The sequence below is a fragment of the Idiomarina sp. UBA4520 genome (assembly GCF_002388365.1).
GTDB lineage: Bacteria > Pseudomonadota > Gammaproteobacteria > Enterobacterales > Alteromonadaceae > Idiomarina > Idiomarina zobellii.
This window is the reverse complement of the sequence record NZ_DGMK01000022.1, coordinates 1-16,004: the sequence shown is the minus strand read 5'-3', so window position 1 is coordinate 16,004 and position 16,004 is coordinate 1. Positions and strand designations below refer to the sequence as shown.

Below are 16,004 nucleotides of genomic sequence, written 5' to 3'. Positions count from 1 at the left end.
GCTGCGTTCATGGCCGAGGTTCAAGTCTCATTAGGCGAACGCAGCTACACTATCCATATTGGCAACGAACAACTTGCCAACTTCCGCACAACCAACGCCCATAAACTCAATAAACAGCTGTTTATTATCACCAATCCAACGGTGAGCCAGTACTATCTTAAGCCCTTGCTGAACGTGCTAACCGACCACCATGTCGACTTTTTTGAAATGCGCGACGGCGAGCAGTTTAAGAACCTCGACAGTTACGCTGAAATAATGGACCGGTTAATCAGTAAAGGCTACAACCGCGACTGCGGCATTATTGCCTTAGGCGGAGGTGTGGTTGGCGACTTAGCAGGCTTTGTGGCCGCGACTTTTCAACGTGGCGTCGATTTTTATCAAATACCGACAACCTTGTTATCCCAAGTGGACTCTTCGGTAGGTGGGAAAACCGCGGTAAACCATCCTCACGGTAAAAACCTTATTGGTGCGTTTTACCAACCTAAGTCGGTCACTATCGATATCGACTGCCTGCAAACCTTAACCGAACGAGACTTTCGCAGTGGCCTGGCGGAAATTGTTAAGTACGGCATTATTTATGACGCCGACTTTTTCCATTGGCTGGAGCACCACGCCGCAGAGTTAAAACAGCAAGATCCTGATGCCTTAACCTATGCCATAAAGCGCAGCTGTGAAATAAAAGCCGAAGTCGTGGCTAAAGACGAGCGCGAAAAAGGCTTACGAGCACTTTTGAACCTCGGTCACACCTTTGGACACGCCATTGAAGCCGCCACAACCTACGGCGAATGGACACATGGCGAAGCCGTTTCTGCTGGCATTATAATTGCATCTAAGCTGTCAGAAGTGACTCAGCGGCTATCGGCGTCAGATTTTCGACGAATTAAAGAGCTGCTGACAGCGTTTGAACTGCCAACCCGTTGCCCGGACATGCCGTGGGAGTCGTGGTTGGAATACATGCAGCGTGACAAAAAGGTCAAAGACGGCCAGCTGCATTTTGTATTGCCTACCGCCATTGGCCAGGCAGACGTTGTCAAAGATATAGAGCACACCACCGTTGCTGCTGTGATCACTGAATGTTGCTAACGCACCCGCGTTATCTCTATTCGGCTAAACAGACAGGAACGAAACGATGCAAGCACTTGCGACCACACAACACATTGTTGCCGCACCGGTAAAAAATAAACCGAGCCAGCAGCAGGCAATTGATCAACTCCATCAACAATGCCAGCAAAGTGTGTCTTTAATTATGCTGCACGGCGCTGAAGGCAGCGGTAAAACCACCGTTGCAGAGCTTTTTCTGGAGCAAGCGTCAGACTATGCAGAAGTCGCTTTCATTTCAGCCAATGAGCGTTCAACCAACGACCGTCTGCGGGCGCAAATCCTTAATCAGCTGTTTGGTACTATCAGCATTAGTGACGAGTCACTCAGCCGCCAAATTCAGCGCCAACGCCCCCTGAACCACGCCATTATTGTGATAGACAACGGCGAATACCTGTCTGAAAGTTTTCTGGCCGAGTGCATATCAACAGTTTCACAACTCAGCGCCATTGGTCAGCGCACCAGCATAATCGTTGCCGGTAGTTCGCGTTGGGCTCAGCAGCAACGTCCGGCACCGCACCTTCGCGTGCAAGGCCCGGCTATGGTTGAAGTGCAGCCGTTTAGCCATGAAGAACAAATACGTTTTGTACAAGCGCTACTACCGGAAAAGCAACGTAGCTTCTGGAACTTAGAGCGCATTCAGCAGTTCTTAAACTCGATTAACGGCTACCCGGGAGAAATACAACAACGCCTGCAACTGACTTTAACCACTCAGGCGGCGCGCTATCGTGACTCATCGCCGACGGAACAAGAGCAAGGTGAACAGGCAAATACGTCCGAGTCAGACACGGAGAAGACGCCTTCAAAAATGAAGTTGTGGCCTCTTATTTTAATTGCGGCACTTATCAGCACCGCTGTCGCCGGCTACCTGAACAAAGACCAGTTACTGCCGTTATGGGAACAGTTCAACAGCTCAGCCGCCAGCCCAGCTCAAGCAGAGCCGTCGCCAGAGACGACTGATGCAGCATCCGCACAAGCAAGCGAGGGTGAGGGCGAGCCTGCTCCGGCTCAGGCAGAAGAGCCACAAACAACCGAGTTACCAACCTTTGAACCTATCAACGAGCGTTCTTTAGAGCTTGTTCCTGAAGAGCTGGCATCGTCGTATCGAGCTTCTTTGGGTACGCTAAACAACAAAGCCGCCGCTGAAATTACAGAAGGTGATATCAGCGTTGGTTTCATTAAAGAGCAACAACCGAAAGAGGCTGCGCCAGCAGAAACAGAAGCAAGCCAGCCCGCCCAAGCGGAACCGGCGGCAACTCAAACGGCACAGACTCAGGAACTACCGTTTAATACCGAATGGGCACTGAGTCAGCCGACCGACAGTTACACCTTGCAAATTAGTATTATCAGCGACACCCAGCTGCTGTCAGATTTCCGCCAGGACTACGGCTTAACTGACAATACGCAGGTGTATCAGCGCGCCGATAACCGCTATGTCATTATTTTTGGTAGCTACAATAGTATTGAACAGGCACGCAATGCCGCTAGCGAACTGCCTCAGGCGGTTCAGCAAATGGAGCCCTGGGCTAAGTCATTTGCCAGCGTTCATGCCGACATTCAGGGACGTTAATACTCACAGCAATTTTCATCCCCCGGCCTTTGGGTTACAATCCGTTGAGGATCAACCAACGGCCGGCGCATGAAGAAGAATCGGGCATTTTTAAAATGGGCAGGCGGTAAGTACTCACTTATCGAGCCAATATCAGCACGCTTGCCGCAAGGTAAAAAGCTCATTGAGCCCTTTGTTGGTGCCGGCTCCGTGTTTCTGAACACGGACTACGACAGTTATCTGCTGAACGACATTAATCAGGACTTAATAACCCTGTATCAGTTTGTGAAGCGTCGTCCTAAAACCTTTATTCAGGACGCCCGCAAGCTTTTCGTTGACCGTAATAACCAGCCCGACGCTTACTACGCGCTGCGCGCCGCGTTTAATGGCAGTAGTGACCCTTACTACCGCTCTTTGCTGTTCTTGTATATGAACCGACATGGTTATAACGGCTTATGCCGCTACAACAGCAAAGGCATTTTTAACGTTCCTTTTGGCGACTACCGAAAACCCTATTTCCCGGAAAAAGAGCTCGAGCATTTTGCCGAAAAAGCCCGCAAAGCCAAGTTTATTTGCCGTCCGTTTGAGCAGGTTTTCCGCCGCGCACGTCAGGGCGACGTTATTTATTGCGACCCACCGTATGCGCCATTGGTACAAGCGTCTAACTTCACCAGCTACGCGACCGGCGGCTTTGGCCTAACTGACCAACACGAACTCGCGCGCCGGGCGGCGCAAGTGGCCAAGAAAAGAGACATACCGGTGCTTATTAGCAATCACGATACTGAACTAACGCGGGCTCTCTACAAACAAGCGGATATCAGCAGCTTGTCGGTGTCACGCAGTATTAGTCAAAAGGGTGACGGCCGTAAGCCCGTTACCGAACTGCTTGCGCTCTATAATACGGATTCAGCCGCAAGCAATGTCGTATCTATTAATAAAAAACTGAAGAAAGTAGGCACATGAACTGGCACTTAAAAGCATTTAACGATCTTTCGCTGCACGATCTCTACGACTTACTGAAACTTCGACAAGAAGTTTTCGTTGTGGAGCAAACCTGTCCGTATCTTGACGCCGACGGCGCCGATGAGCAGGCTTTACATTTGTACGCCCGCAACAGCGCCGGTGAAATGATTGCCTACGCACGACTTTACCAGGCCACCGCAGACACTGGCTACTCGCGCATTGGCCGCGTATTAACCCACGAGAAAGTGCGCCGCCAAAAGCTTGGCATTGAGCTTATGCAACGCAGCATCGACTATCTTGAGAAGTACGCACCTCAGGCGCCTATTCGTGTGGGTGCTCAGGTTTATCTGCTCGACTTTTATAAAAGCTTCGGTTTTGAGCCGATTAGCGAAGAATATCTGGAAGACGACATTCCACACATTGATATGCAACGTAAGGCGGCCCAGTGACCGTCACAGATCGGGTTCCGGTGCTTGCAAGCAGCGATACTGACATCGTTGCCGCAAAAACTATTGCCGAACGTTGGGGGCTCCCGTCAGAAGCCAGAGACAACGACGCTTTTCAGCTGTGGCTGAATGAAGGCGTGTTAGCCCTGCACTGGCTGCAAAGCCCACAAAAAATGTCACCGTTAGTGGTCGATTTTCATCAGGGAAAAGCAGCGTACCGTGCGCAGAACACGCAATTAAAAAACGAAGCCATAGCCAAGGCAGTGGGTGTCACCGGACAGTTTAAACCGTCGGTGGTTGACGGCACTGCCGGCCTTAGCCGAGACGCTTTTGTATTGGCCGGGCTGGGCTGTGACGTGCAGCTTATAGAACGTCACCCAGTGGTCGCGGCGCTGCTCGATAACGGCCTGCACAGAGCTCAGTTAGAAGCCGACGATATTGGCGAAGCCTGTCAGCGAATGCACCTAATAGGCACTGACAACTTATACACCGGCAGAGGCTTCACCCACGAGCCCGACGTGGTGTATTTAGACCCCATGTACCCCAAAACCGGCAAACAAAAAGCGCAGGTGAAAAAGGACATGCAAATGTTTCAGCAGTTGGTCGGTAGTGACAACGACGCTGATTCGCTACTGGAGCCTGCACTTGCCCATGCTAAATTCCGGGTGGTGGTTAAGCGCCCGAACCGCGCACCTTTTCTGGCAGAGCGTGAACCAAACAGCCAAATTAAGAGTAAAAAGCATCGCTTTGATGTTTACATAAAACGAGGTTTCAATGAGTCAGCAAATTAAAGAAGGCGATAAAATTCCATCCGGTTCACTGACCAGCAAAGGTGAGCTTGGCATTCAAAATTACGACCCGGCAGAGATATTTGCTAAAGGCACCCACATATTGTTCTCCGTACCTGGCGCCTTTACTCCGACCTGTTCGGAAAAACACTTGCCCGGTTATGTCGAACACGCGGAAGCACTTGAAGAAGCTGGTGTTTTGAGCATTAACTGCGTGGCCGTAAATGACGCTTTTGTGATGAAAGCCTGGGGCGAGTCGTTAGGGATCGGAGAAAAAGTTCGGTTATTGTCAGACGGTAACGGCGCTTACAACCAAATGCTGGGCCTGGCAATGGACACTGGCAACTTTGGCGGTATTCGCTCAAAACGCTATGCCATGATCATTACCGACGGCACCGTTAAAGGCTTGTACGTTGAAGACGAAAAAGCCTTTGAAGTCAGCAAAGCGGAATACATTTTGGAGCAATTGCAAAAGTAATGTCGAACTGGGATGTCATTGTTATCGGTGCCGGCGCAGCCGGGCTTCACTGCGCTGCGCATGCCGCTAAACGCGGTAAGTCGGTATTAGTGCTTGACCACGCGAAACAGGCGGGGAAAAAAATACTGATATCTGGCGGCGGCCGCTGTAATTTCACCAATATATACGCCGGCCCCGATAACTTTTTGTCATCTAACCCGCATTTTTGTAAGTCTGCGCTTAGCCGCTACACCCAATGGGACTTCATTGGGTTAGTGGCTGAATACGGCATTCCCTACCATGAAAAAACCTTAGGCCAGTTGTTTTGCGACGACTCCGCCAAAGACATTGTGCGCATGCTAATGAGCGAGTGCGACCGCTACGGCGCGCGAGTACAGTTACGTACAGAGATTATGTCGGTGGACTTTGACGACGGGTATTGCATAGACACCAGCCGTGGTGAATACCGCAGCGACAAACTGGTGGTTGCCTGTGGCGGGCTCTCCATGCCTAAATTGGGCGCTACGCCTCTGGGCTACCAAATTGCCGAGCAGTTTGGGCACTCCATTGTGCCGGTACGCGCTGGCTTAGTGCCATTTACCCTGCAAGAAGAAGACAAAGAACGCTTTGCCGAGCTTTCAGGCGTTGCTGTACCAGTAACCGCAGAGGCTAACGACGGCTATTTCCGTGAAGCCATGCTGTTTACGCACCGAGGCGTCAGCGGCCCCGCAATTTTGCAGGTGTCGTCCTACTGGCAGCCCGGCGAAGCCGTGACCATTAATCTGCTGCCCGATTTAGACGCTTACGAATGGCTGAAAACACAACAGCAGCAACAACCTAAAAGCCAGCTCAACACCGTTTTACAAGCGCACTTCCCCAAACGCGTGGTTACCGCATTAGCCGAGCACCACCAATGGCCGTTAAGCAACAAACTGGCCGATACCTCGAACGCACAGTTCCAGACCATAGCCGACAACCTTAACCGCTGGCAGCTCAAACCCAACGGCACCGAAGGCTATCGCACCGCCGAAGTTACCCTAGGCGGCGTAAACGTCGACGAAATCAGCTCTAAAACCATGGAAAGCCAGAAGCAACCCGGTCTGTACTTCATTGGCGAAGTGCTGGACGTAACCGGCTGGCTGGGAGGCTTTAATTTTCAATGGGCTTGGAGCAGTGGGTTTGCTTGTGGGTCGGAGGTTTAGCTGTGAACTGACAATATAGTTTGTACAAAGACAATAAAGTTTGTAGATTAGTAGTGAATACTAATCAATTTTGTACACTAACTGAAGGATAAGTGCCTGCTTGCCTTTTAACAAAACTAGAACCCTGTCACCATTTGTTCCAGTGCCCGATGAATCGCTTCACAGCTACATTCTTAGGCTATCTATCTTATATGGTATAAATGATTTCTCTTACGTCATAAACTTCAACAATAAAAGCTGGAATGGAAAATTAAGAGTTCCGCAACAAGTTGGGAAGCACGTAGAAACACTTAAGAAAAATTACCTCTGCAGAATAATAAAAAGCTCTTTACCTACAAGAGGCTTTTTCATGCGCATTAACAAATTGGTTGATCTTTGCACACTACTACGTACCCAAAAGCAGCTAGATTTTGGAGCAAAGGATTTACCAATAAACTTCTGTAAGAAATGCTTTAAAGAGCAATTGAAAACTCAGGGGTTCACTTATTTTAAACAGGACTGGGCTTTACATAGTCAATGCAGTATTCACAATTGCCAACTTTATACATTTTTACCTGAAACACCCAAGAAAGCGATATCCTCTTTAAAAGGTATTTTAGCGCTAAACTACGACCAAACTGTATCCCCTTTTTCTAGAACCAAAATATCAAAAATTCAAAGTGACCATCCGAGTTACCTCTTTGCTCCTTGCGCAGAGCCTATGGCTTCAAAACTAATGTGGGATTTAAGGATATTTCCAGAAGGCTATACCGAATTACCTGACTACACTAACTACTCCAAAGGTGCTTTTAGTATACTGCAGAGAGCAAATTACTTAGAAGAAATAGAGCCTCGTTGGGCAAGTGAAGTATTAAAATCCCCACCACCTTTTCTGAATAAGTTTACTGAACACCTTTTGTCCACTCTTGAGCTAATTAAAGACTCCGCGGCCGTATCTGATAACGCCCCCCCTTTGGAACAATGCTATAAGCTAAAAGGGAAGAAATGTGACAAATGTACTTTACCATGCCCTTCATCTAAAAAAATAGAGTCGTCACTGATTGACTCTCCTCAGGAGTTTAAGTCGGTTCCCAGTTCTCAGCATTGCGATTCTTGGGCTATCGACCTGCTACACACCGTAAATCGCCGTAACGAAAAAACCATTAGGACCAGCGAAACACAACTATGGGTTGAAGCATCGAGACAAAAAGGCTCTAGGGTTTATAAAAACGTACAAGAAGTGAGAAAGCGCCTATTTGAAGAGTTATCCAATCATAAATACTGATTACTGGCTATAATAGATAATTGCATCTATAGGAGGCATTAAATTGGGTCGATATCGTAAACTAGAATCCCTTGATGATTTTAGCCGAGCCCTAAGAAACAAGTATGGATTAGGAAACGGATCAGATTATAAGCCGTGGCTTAGAGTTCAGGATGTACGTTCTTATGGGAATAGCGGCAAAATATATGGTCTAAAGACTCAGCGGGAACATCACATTCTGTCAGAGAATGAAAGTTGCTTCTTCTATTTAGCTGAATTCAATGATTCAGTTATCGACATAAGGGAACAGTTTCCACTATTACCATTAGATTTGAGTGTTCGTATCTCAAAAGTACTTGGTGTTGCGCACCCTACAGTTCCAAAGACAAAATCACTATCAGTGATGACAACTGACTTTGTGCTGAGCTGCTCTGACGGAGAACGTGTTTGGTATGAGGCAATAAGTGTAAAACCGCGTGAAGAACTCAAAAGTATGAGAAGCGCACAAAAGCTTGAGATTGAGCGACACTGGTGGCAGTTACTTGGCGTTCCGTTCCATGTTTTTGTAAAAAACGAGAAAAATCATATTATCTCTCAAAATATACAATGGATAACTTCCGCCGTAAGACGTGGAGAAACGGTCGAGGCCTCCGCTTTAGAGCTTGCTCTATCAAATCTGAGTCCACAAAAATACTTTTTAAAAGAACTTTGTAAAGAAATGTCCAGGCATGCCAACACTTCACCTGAAAACTTTCTTAATATAATCAAATACTTACTAAGCTTTAAGCTCATAACTGCGGACCTCACAAAACCAATTTCTTCTACCGGTATACTCGATATCACTAATGTCTCAGAAGATAAAGAGGCACTTAAATATGCATGTTGAAATTAACAGTGTGTGGCAATTAGACAGCATAGACTCCATTCCCAATGGAAAATATAGAGTGCTTCAACACTGTCCAGAGTTAGAAAGTATAATATTATTTAAACTCACTTCGAAACACAGAATTAGAAAGCCTATTTTAATTTCTTACTCAGTTTTTCTCCAGGGAGTAAAAACCAAAAACTGCATTCCAGCTACATATCCCACCCCCTCTTACCAAGTAACAGCAGAGGAGTCCATTCCTCGTAAACACAGGGAAAGAAGAGATAAGAACTGGAAACTAATACAGGGCTTAGTCCAACAACCTGAATATCTAGAAGAGATTCTTACTGGACAACGTAATAAAAAGGTTTCTAATTACGCAAAAGCCCAAAACACATATGTACAGAAAATATACAGGCTCTTGAACCTATATTGGCAATTTGGACAAAACTTAAACTCGCTATTACCGGCCTATAAGCTTTCAGGTGGCAGTGGAACCTCTAGAATCGCGGGAGAAGCTAAAAGAGGAGCTCCTCTGAAAGAGTATGCACCCAATCTAACTATGGTATCAGGGAAGAATATCACCGAAAGTGATAAGCTCATATTTAAAAAGGCGATGAGAAAATATGGCTTCACAGGAAAGAAAGTAACTCTCTCTAGAGTCTACGACAACATGCTTAAAGAGTTCTATTCAGAGGAGATAATATTAGCTGAAACTAAAGGTTATGAACCCGCTCTGCCGACTTTACGAGCTTTCCGCTATTGGATAAGTAAGCTCTTTAGAGCTGATGAAATAATACGTCGACAAACAACTAAAGGAGATTACGAACGCAATAAACGAGGGCTTCGCGGTAGCGCAACAGACAATACCGAAGTAATTGGAAGCTGCTTCGAAATCGATGCTACCGTAATTGATGTTCATGTTGTATCAGAGTTCAACAGGAGCTTAGTTTTAGGACGCCCTACTCTTTACTGTGTCATTGATAAAAAAAGTAGAATGGTTACTGGAATTCACGTTTCACTTGAGTTTGCATCTTGGAGAGCAGGTAGACAAGCATTAGTAAATAGTTTTACTCCAAAAAAAGAGTACTGTGCTCGGTTTGGCATAACTATCGAAGAATCCGAGTGGCCTTGCAGCCATATCCCCCAAAGGCTTGTATGTGATCGTGGAGAATTCATCTGCAAGAAGCCAGAGGAGTTAGCCGTCCCCTTAATTGGTCATATTAGTATTGCTCCACCATACCGACCTGACTTAAAAGGAATTGTAGAGCGCTTTTTTAAAACGCTTAACTCCAGATTACTCCATGAACTAAAAGGAACTACTAATGGCCGCCACTACAACCGAGGCGAAAGAGATCCTAGACTTGATGCTCAATTGACGATAACCGAGGTTACAGCATTACTTATTGATGAAGTTCTTGAACACAACAATAGTTCGGTCATAGAGCGCTTAGCTCATCAGTCAACGCTATTTGTTGAGTCATCATTGCCCCCAACCCCATTAAATTACTGGAGCCTACATCTAGATAATCATCAGCATGCTTTGAGTAAAATTGACGAGTCTGAAATATATGCATACTTACTTCCATCGGAAACAGTCTCTATGACAGGGGAGGGTATAAGGTTAAGTGACAGTCTTTGTTACGAATGTGATCACCCTAACTTCGAAGCTTGGAAAAGCATAGCTCGAACAAATGGCCGATGGCAATTGGAAGCCCGAATAGATCACGATAGCGCGTCATACATTTACGTTCGACTCAAACACAATGAGGGCTTTACCAAGTGTAACCTCGTGTTGCGTTCTTCAAACTTTGAAAACAAACACATTGCTGACGTTCAATACTTTCACGGTTGGATAAAGCAAGAGCAGAAACGAGCGAGACCCGATAGTAAATCAATTGAAAGGCACAACCGCAGACAAGAAATTGTATCTTCTGCTGCTCAAATTCAAAAGCAAACCCAAGCTACCTCTACTAAAAGCGAGAAGACTCGTGGCATAAAGCAAAATAGAAGAAGAGCTATAGAGCATTCAAGGACTCTCGGCGATGACAAAGTGCACTCTGATCAGCGTGCAGTTTTAAAAGAGAAGCCACACAACCCTCCTCATAATTTGGATAATACAAGTAACGTAGTCTCAATGTTAAAACGAGTACGGAGAGATCGCAGTGAAAATTAATTTCGCAAACTACAGCCCTGCCATCCTTCCTGAGCATAGAGGTAACCCCTTACTAGAAGCTCTTGAACCTAAAGTGCGTGATGAAGTTTTAGTCCAAAGACTCAGTCATTACCCCCCTTTCTCGCCAGAGGAGAAAAAACTTGAAGCTTTTGAGAGAGTTGAATATTTGACTCGACTAAAGGATTTGCGTCAACCACTTCCTCTCTACCTTAGATGCTTTCGAGCAATCGAAACAGCCATGAAAGAGGGATACTCATCTAGAAATCCATTATCGCCAACAACTCAGAATTATTTGCATTACACAGATGCGAATAGGCCACAGATAGAACCAGAATCAGGTTTTTTCAACCCTAAAGGTAGTGGGATTACACTAATTGGTGAAAGCGGAGTTGGCAAAACATGTATGCTGGAACAAATCCTAAGCTATTTCCCAGACGCTATCGAACATACAGAGTATCATGGAATTCCATTAAACCTTCGGCAAGTTATTTGGTTAAAAGTCGATTGCCCAAATGACTCAAGCGTCAAAGCGTTATGCCTTAAAATCCTTGCTGAGTTGGATAAAAAGCTTTCACTTCCAAAAACCAAGCCAGAAGCGACTATACCAGCACTTTTAGAGCAGATTGATTCTCGAATAAGATCTAGCTTTTTAGGAATATTAGTTATAGATGAAATGCAAAACTTAAACCTTGCTAAAGCTGGGGGAGCTGAACGACTAATTGGCTTTCTGCATAACGTAGTAAATAGCCTTGGAATTCCCATTCTATTTTGTGCAAACCCTCCCTTTAATAAGCTTCTTGCTGAAACTCTTAAAACAGGGAGAAGAGCCGAAAATAGTGGGTACTTTGATGTTGAGCTAATGGAAAATAATGAGATCTGGGAGTTATTTATAGACTCTCTTTGGGAACTTCAATGGACAGACACTGAAACCAAGTTAACCCGAGAGCTAAGTGATTCGCTGTACGATCTTTCTGTTGGAAATATGGATTTAGCAGTGCGAATTTTTAGAGAGGCACAGCGATGTGTAATTGGAACTGGCGACGAACGTATTTCAGTTAAGGTACTTGAATATGCCGCTAGCAATACAGTAAAAGCGTCAGCAGAAATAGTCAACCAGATACGCATTCAAAAAAAAGAGTATGATGCTTTGACTAAAGCAAAAGGATCGATAAGCAAACTCAACGAAACGCAATGTGAGGATGACGCACAAAAACTTAATGAGCCGATTGCTACTCAGAAAGATATTCATACCGTTCCCAGTGATCTAACTCGTCCTCATCACCCTGAATTCGCTAATAAACTTAGGCTGCTTCAGCAATCTTTATCGTTGGACGAGCTTCTAAAAGATCCGGATTGTATTCAGCGTTCAGCTGAAGGTGAAGATCCCGAGATAGCATTAAAATCTAAAGGACTTCTATATATAAATCCATTGCATGAAATATCTTAACTTAAGTTTCGGCAACTCCAATGAGACTACCTGAATGCTACCCAGACGAAATAATCATTAGCCGCCTGATTAGATTTGTTACGGTAACTGGCATAAGTGGTAGTGAACTCGTAAAACAAATATTTGGGTCAAAAAGAGTTTCTTTTCACCCCTTTTTACCTGCTGGAATATCTAGCTTATCGGAGCTGGTATCGGAACCTCCAGATAAAATCTTATATCAAGAAACCCTTGCTAGTCTCTTTTCCTTTTTTTTACCTGTTCACTCAATAAAGTTTATCAGATATCTATTAAGTAATAATTGCGCCCTAGCATACAGAGCTAGCCAATTACCATCTTTCGCCAGCGGCTCCAATCTTAAACTCAAATCTTGTACATTATGTGTTTCCGAGGATATCCGAAATTACGGTGTATCTTACTGGCATCGAGTGCATCAAGTTCCAGGTTTGACTAGCTGCCCTAAACATGGAGTTCTTTTAAACTACATAACTTTAAAGCAACGCCAGAAGATTTTACCTGGTTTGCTTCCTAAGGCCGGAGTTAATCCAGTTCAATCGACCAAAGTTGAAACCAAAGTAGCTCAATTCACCAAGGAACTACTCCATTGTTTGAACAAACCGTTTTTGTTAGGTAATTATCATTTTGCCTACCTCCATAATTTATCTGCTAGAGGTTTTGTGACTAAAAATGGCAGAATTAAACGAAAACAAATTATCCAGCAATTTTCGGAGTATACCCAAGACTACCGGCCATCAGCCGGGACTCCGTTAATGAGAAGTAAGGTAGACTATCGTTATTTCTCTGAACTATTACTTCCCTATACAAGCCACCATCCATTTAGACACTTACTATTTTCGTCCTGGTTATTCGACTCACCAAAAGACTTACTTGAATCTTCTACATCAATAAATGGAAACCATATAAAGGTTTCTACTAAAGAAAAAGGTAATCCGACCGAGAAACAAGAGCAGCAATGCTTAGATCTATTGAGAAAATCCTTCTCATTAAATAAGATTCAAAAAATAACAGGTAAAAGCCGTTGTTACTTAAAAAGACTCGCCCTTTTGAATAATATTCCTATTAAATTGAGACCTAGAAAGTTATCTATTGACTGCATAAACAATGTTTTGCGTTTAGCTCGTCACGGCATGAGTAGAAAGGTCATTGCTAAACTGTGTTGTATCGGCATTGGTTCTGTAGAGCAAATCATCTCTAGTGAGCCAGGTTTAGCTGAACACCGGCGACATCTCCGGAGAGAGTCAAAACGGAGACAATGTAAGCTATCCATTTTGAATTATAAAAGTCTTAATCCTCGGGCAGCCAGAAAAGATTTTCAACGCAATTGTAACCAAGCTTACTATTGGTTTTATAAAAACGACCGAAACTGGTTAGAAAAAGTGCTGCCAGAACCTACAAAGCCCTCAGGTCACATTAAAAAACACTAACTCATGCTATACGAGCTGATAGGATGAAGCTAGGTTTAAATCTGGATTTTTGTTCATATGAAAACTGCAAGTACACCTCACAACTTTATCGCTAAGCCACCCAAGAAGGACTTTTGGCTACTTTTCAAAGTAGCATCTATTGATAGGCTTGTGCAGATGCAAAAAGGCCTGCTCTACATGAACAGTCTTGAGTACTTTTCAAATTTAGAAGGTGAAGAGAGTCTGGCTTTACGAGCCGATAAGTTAGAGAAAGTATATGGAATACTGCGGGCCGGAAATACCCCCTCGGGTTACGCCACGTTATCTATCAAAGTTAATGATGAGGAAGTTGATTTAGGCTCTGATGCAGTTCTTACTGCCCACTTTCCAAGGCCTGAAAATACGATGCTATTTTGCATGGGGGCTTTTGCTGACAATGAAGATGGCTTAATCCTCAATGAAATTGATGGAAAAATACACTTTGATAAGCGGTTTCTCGATTTCGGTTCGCATGTTTTACTTATAAACAAGCCGAGCGAGTTTTCATACCGGATAAACAAAGCAATAAAAAAGCTACCTGGTACATTTAGCTCTAAGCTTTTAGATGACGGCTATGGCTTGGTCGATTATAAACCATTAGAGAATTATTCTGGTCCCATCGGCTTGTATATAAAAGATTGTAAATATTCATGGCAGATGGAATTTAGGATTTCTTTTGGCGTTCACAAGCAGTGCTTAAATTCAAAAGGAGCACTTGAACTGAACATTGGTGATATTTCCGACATAAGCGACATTGTGCCGGTTCAGGCGCTTATTGATAAACCCTTTGAGGTAAAAAGAAGAACATTTGTAAAAGTTGGCGATGCCTATGAGCAAATCAATAACTAAAAAGGTAACACCATGAGAAAGAAAGCCCGAAGAACTACAGAGGTCGTTGTCGATATTATGTGTGACATTTGTGGCCAAAGCGTGGTACCCGAATTTCAAAAGAAAAACCTGGACAGATTAGATGAATTCTCATCGTTTGCCCGGTTAACTGCTGACTTTGGTTATGGCTCAAAGCATGATGGTGAAGTATCCAGCTTTGATTTTTGTGAGGACTGCTTTGATAAACTTCGAGTCAAAATCAATGAACTTAAAAGCGGCTAATGAATGTCTAATGAACTTGTCGCGATTCAGCTAGAAAGGAGCAGCCCGTGACCAATTCACCTATTACTGAGCTGGCTAAATCGACGCTCTCAACGTGGGAAGAGCTTTTTAATAACCAATTAAGTCAATATCCAGAATTTTATTTAGAATACCGAATACTGAGTGAGTCAAGAAATTGGAGCTATACCTTAATAGATGAAATCTTTAAGTACTCGGATCAATATACAACTATGCACCAAGTATTGCACGATTGTTGGGACTATTTCGAATCGAATTATGAAAGAGTTTTCCCTCTAGTCACGCAAAAGAAAATAATTGAAATAGCTAAACTAGCTACCGAAGCGAGCTCTCCCAATTCTCTCTCGGCACGAAGCGTATTACTAACTAAGTTAGCGAAGTTTAAGACCCCCAAGGGAGCCTGTAGTTATTTTCAAGAAGTAGAGAGAGGATTCCATATCTGTTTTAACATCTTTAGAGCCAAATCGTTTGACAGTAACGAAAGTAAAGGCACTCTTAAATTACTTGGCCGCATTGGCTGTGAAGCTGATATGACTAGTTCCCTCGCGCTGGAAGAGCTTCTGTCACTAGAAAACCAGCTGAAAGTTGATATCAAGTCACTTTTAGAAGAGCGTGTAAGGAACCTAATAGAGTTGGGCGAGATAAATCCTGTAGAGTATGTCGAGTTTAAGGAGTCCCTAACTTTATCTAGAAGAGCGCGCAGAAATGGAAATAAATCGCAAAAAAGCATTGAAGCCAAGACGCTAAAGTGTCTAGCGGCTTTTTTAAACACTGAAGGAGGTTACTTAATTCTAGGCGTTGATGACGACCGCAATATAAGAGGGGTAGAACAAGAGGTTAATGAAAAATTCAACAGCAACTATGACAATTTTTACCTTCATATACAGAGCATAATTAAAGGTAGGCTTGGCCCTGATGCATCACGCTTGATAAACATAAGCCCATGTTCAATTGACTCTAAATCATTAGTGTTCATCGAAGTTGCATCCGCTAATAGGCCGGTTGAGTTTGATAATACCTTGTATATTCGAAAGTTTGCAAAATGTGAAGCTCTCGAAGAACAAACCCGCGAAGATTATTTAAGAGTGCGTTTCCCAAGTTAAAAGAACGAGGGGGTCTAGGGATTTTCCCCTGTAAAAAGACATAATACTCTGTAGACCACACCAATAAATGGCTGCGGAG

At 44.3% G+C, this 16,004-nt stretch carries 15 protein-coding genes; all 15 read left to right on the top strand.

Features of this window, described 5'->3' with window-relative positions; genetic code table 11:
* Positions 1–9: 9 nt before the first annotated feature.
* Positions 10–1,083, top strand: coding sequence for a 3-dehydroquinate synthase (aroB, locus tag B3850_RS10980; protein ID WP_286911743.1), 1,074 nt, complete (start codon positions 10–12; stop codon positions 1,081–1,083).
* 46 nt (positions 1,084–1,129) lie between these two features.
* Entirely contained in the window at positions 1,130–2,668 is a 1,539-nt protein-coding gene (locus tag B3850_RS10975) for an AAA family ATPase (RefSeq protein WP_286874674.1), read from the top strand.
* 69 nt (positions 2,669–2,737) lie between these two features.
* Positions 2,738–3,610, top strand: coding sequence for a Dam family site-specific DNA-(adenine-N6)-methyltransferase (locus tag B3850_RS10970; RefSeq protein WP_286874672.1), 873 nt, complete (start codon positions 2,738–2,740; stop codon positions 3,608–3,610).
* On the top strand, positions 3,607–4,059 hold the full coding sequence (locus tag B3850_RS10965) for a GNAT family N-acetyltransferase (protein ID WP_053953404.1): 453 nt from the start codon (positions 3,607–3,609) through the stop codon (positions 4,057–4,059). Before B3850_RS10970 ends, B3850_RS10965 begins: the two co-directional genes overlap by 4 nt.
* Positions 4,056–4,847, top strand: coding sequence for a class I SAM-dependent methyltransferase (locus B3850_RS10960; protein WP_286874669.1), 792 nt, complete (start codon positions 4,056–4,058; stop codon positions 4,845–4,847). The genes B3850_RS10965 and B3850_RS10960 overlap by 4 nt, the downstream gene beginning before the upstream one ends.
* Positions 4,831–5,322 (top strand): peroxiredoxin, encoded by a 492-nt coding sequence (locus tag B3850_RS10955; protein ID WP_053953405.1) that lies wholly within the window; start codon positions 4,831–4,833, stop codon positions 5,320–5,322. Before B3850_RS10960 ends, B3850_RS10955 begins: the two co-directional genes overlap by 17 nt.
* On the top strand, positions 5,322–6,503 hold the full coding sequence (locus tag B3850_RS10950; RefSeq protein WP_286874667.1) for an NAD(P)/FAD-dependent oxidoreductase: 1,182 nt from the start codon (positions 5,322–5,324) through the stop codon (positions 6,501–6,503). The genes B3850_RS10955 and B3850_RS10950 overlap by 1 nt, the downstream gene beginning before the upstream one ends.
* Before the next feature lie 349 nt (positions 6,504–6,852).
* The gene (locus tag B3850_RS10945; protein WP_286874665.1) at positions 6,853–7,767 is read left to right on the top strand and encodes a hypothetical protein; all 915 of its coding nucleotides are present in this window, start codon (positions 6,853–6,855) and stop codon (positions 7,765–7,767) included.
* 43 nt (positions 7,768–7,810) lie between these two features.
* Positions 7,811–8,632, top strand: a complete 822-nt coding sequence (locus B3850_RS10940; protein ID WP_286874663.1) for a TnsA endonuclease N-terminal domain-containing protein — start codon at positions 7,811–7,813, stop codon at positions 8,630–8,632.
* Positions 8,622–10,787: a transposase gene (locus tag B3850_RS10935; RefSeq protein ID WP_286911742.1), complete on the top strand. Its 2,166-nt coding sequence runs from the start codon at positions 8,622–8,624 to the stop codon at positions 10,785–10,787. The genes B3850_RS10940 and B3850_RS10935 overlap by 11 nt, the downstream gene beginning before the upstream one ends.
* Complete coding sequence (locus B3850_RS10930) at positions 10,777–12,234, top strand: ATP-binding protein (RefSeq protein WP_286911741.1); 1,458 nt, start codon at positions 10,777–10,779, stop codon at positions 12,232–12,234. Before B3850_RS10935 ends, B3850_RS10930 begins: the two co-directional genes overlap by 11 nt.
* A 20-nt stretch (positions 12,235–12,254) precedes the next feature.
* Positions 12,255–13,676, top strand: a complete 1,422-nt coding sequence (locus tag B3850_RS10925; protein ID WP_286874657.1) for a TnsD family Tn7-like transposition protein — start codon at positions 12,255–12,257, stop codon at positions 13,674–13,676.
* Between the two features lie 57 nt (positions 13,677–13,733).
* The gene (locus tag B3850_RS10920) at positions 13,734–14,543 is read left to right on the top strand and encodes a hypothetical protein (protein WP_286874655.1); all 810 of its coding nucleotides are present in this window, start codon (positions 13,734–13,736) and stop codon (positions 14,541–14,543) included.
* Between the two features lie 12 nt (positions 14,544–14,555).
* Entirely contained in the window at positions 14,556–14,804 is a 249-nt protein-coding gene (locus B3850_RS10915; RefSeq protein WP_286874653.1) for a hypothetical protein, read from the top strand.
* Positions 14,805–14,851: 47 nt separating this feature from the next.
* The gene (locus tag B3850_RS10910; protein ID WP_286874651.1) at positions 14,852–15,925 is read left to right on the top strand and encodes a helix-turn-helix domain-containing protein; all 1,074 of its coding nucleotides are present in this window, start codon (positions 14,852–14,854) and stop codon (positions 15,923–15,925) included.
* Positions 15,926–16,004: the final 79 nt, after the last annotated feature.

Bases quoted from the DNA above. Each gene is read 5' to 3' on its own strand.
- B3850_RS10935 (WP_286911742.1), top strand. From the start codon at position 8,622: ATGCATGTTGAAATTAACAGTGTGTGGCAATTAGACAGCATAGACTCC.
- B3850_RS10945 (WP_286874665.1), top strand. From the start codon at position 6,853: ATGCGCATTAACAAATTGGTTGATCTTTGCACACTACTACGTACCCAA.
- aroB (WP_286911743.1), top strand. From the start codon at position 10: ATGGCCGAGGTTCAAGTCTCATTAGGCGAACGCAGCTACACTATCCAT.
- B3850_RS10950 (WP_286874667.1), top strand. From the start codon at position 5,322: ATGTCGAACTGGGATGTCATTGTTATCGGTGCCGGCGCAGCCGGGCTT.
- B3850_RS10975 (WP_286874674.1), top strand. From the start codon at position 1,130: ATGCAAGCACTTGCGACCACACAACACATTGTTGCCGCACCGGTAAAA.
- B3850_RS10970 (WP_286874672.1), top strand. From the start codon at position 2,738: ATGAAGAAGAATCGGGCATTTTTAAAATGGGCAGGCGGTAAGTACTCA.
- B3850_RS10925 (WP_286874657.1), top strand. From the start codon at position 12,255: ATGAGACTACCTGAATGCTACCCAGACGAAATAATCATTAGCCGCCTG.
- B3850_RS10920 (WP_286874655.1), top strand. From the start codon at position 13,734: ATGAAAACTGCAAGTACACCTCACAACTTTATCGCTAAGCCACCCAAG.
- B3850_RS10965 (WP_053953404.1), top strand. From the start codon at position 3,607: ATGAACTGGCACTTAAAAGCATTTAACGATCTTTCGCTGCACGATCTC.
- B3850_RS10955 (WP_053953405.1), top strand. From the start codon at position 4,831: ATGAGTCAGCAAATTAAAGAAGGCGATAAAATTCCATCCGGTTCACTG.
- B3850_RS10915 (WP_286874653.1), top strand. From the start codon at position 14,556: ATGAGAAAGAAAGCCCGAAGAACTACAGAGGTCGTTGTCGATATTATG.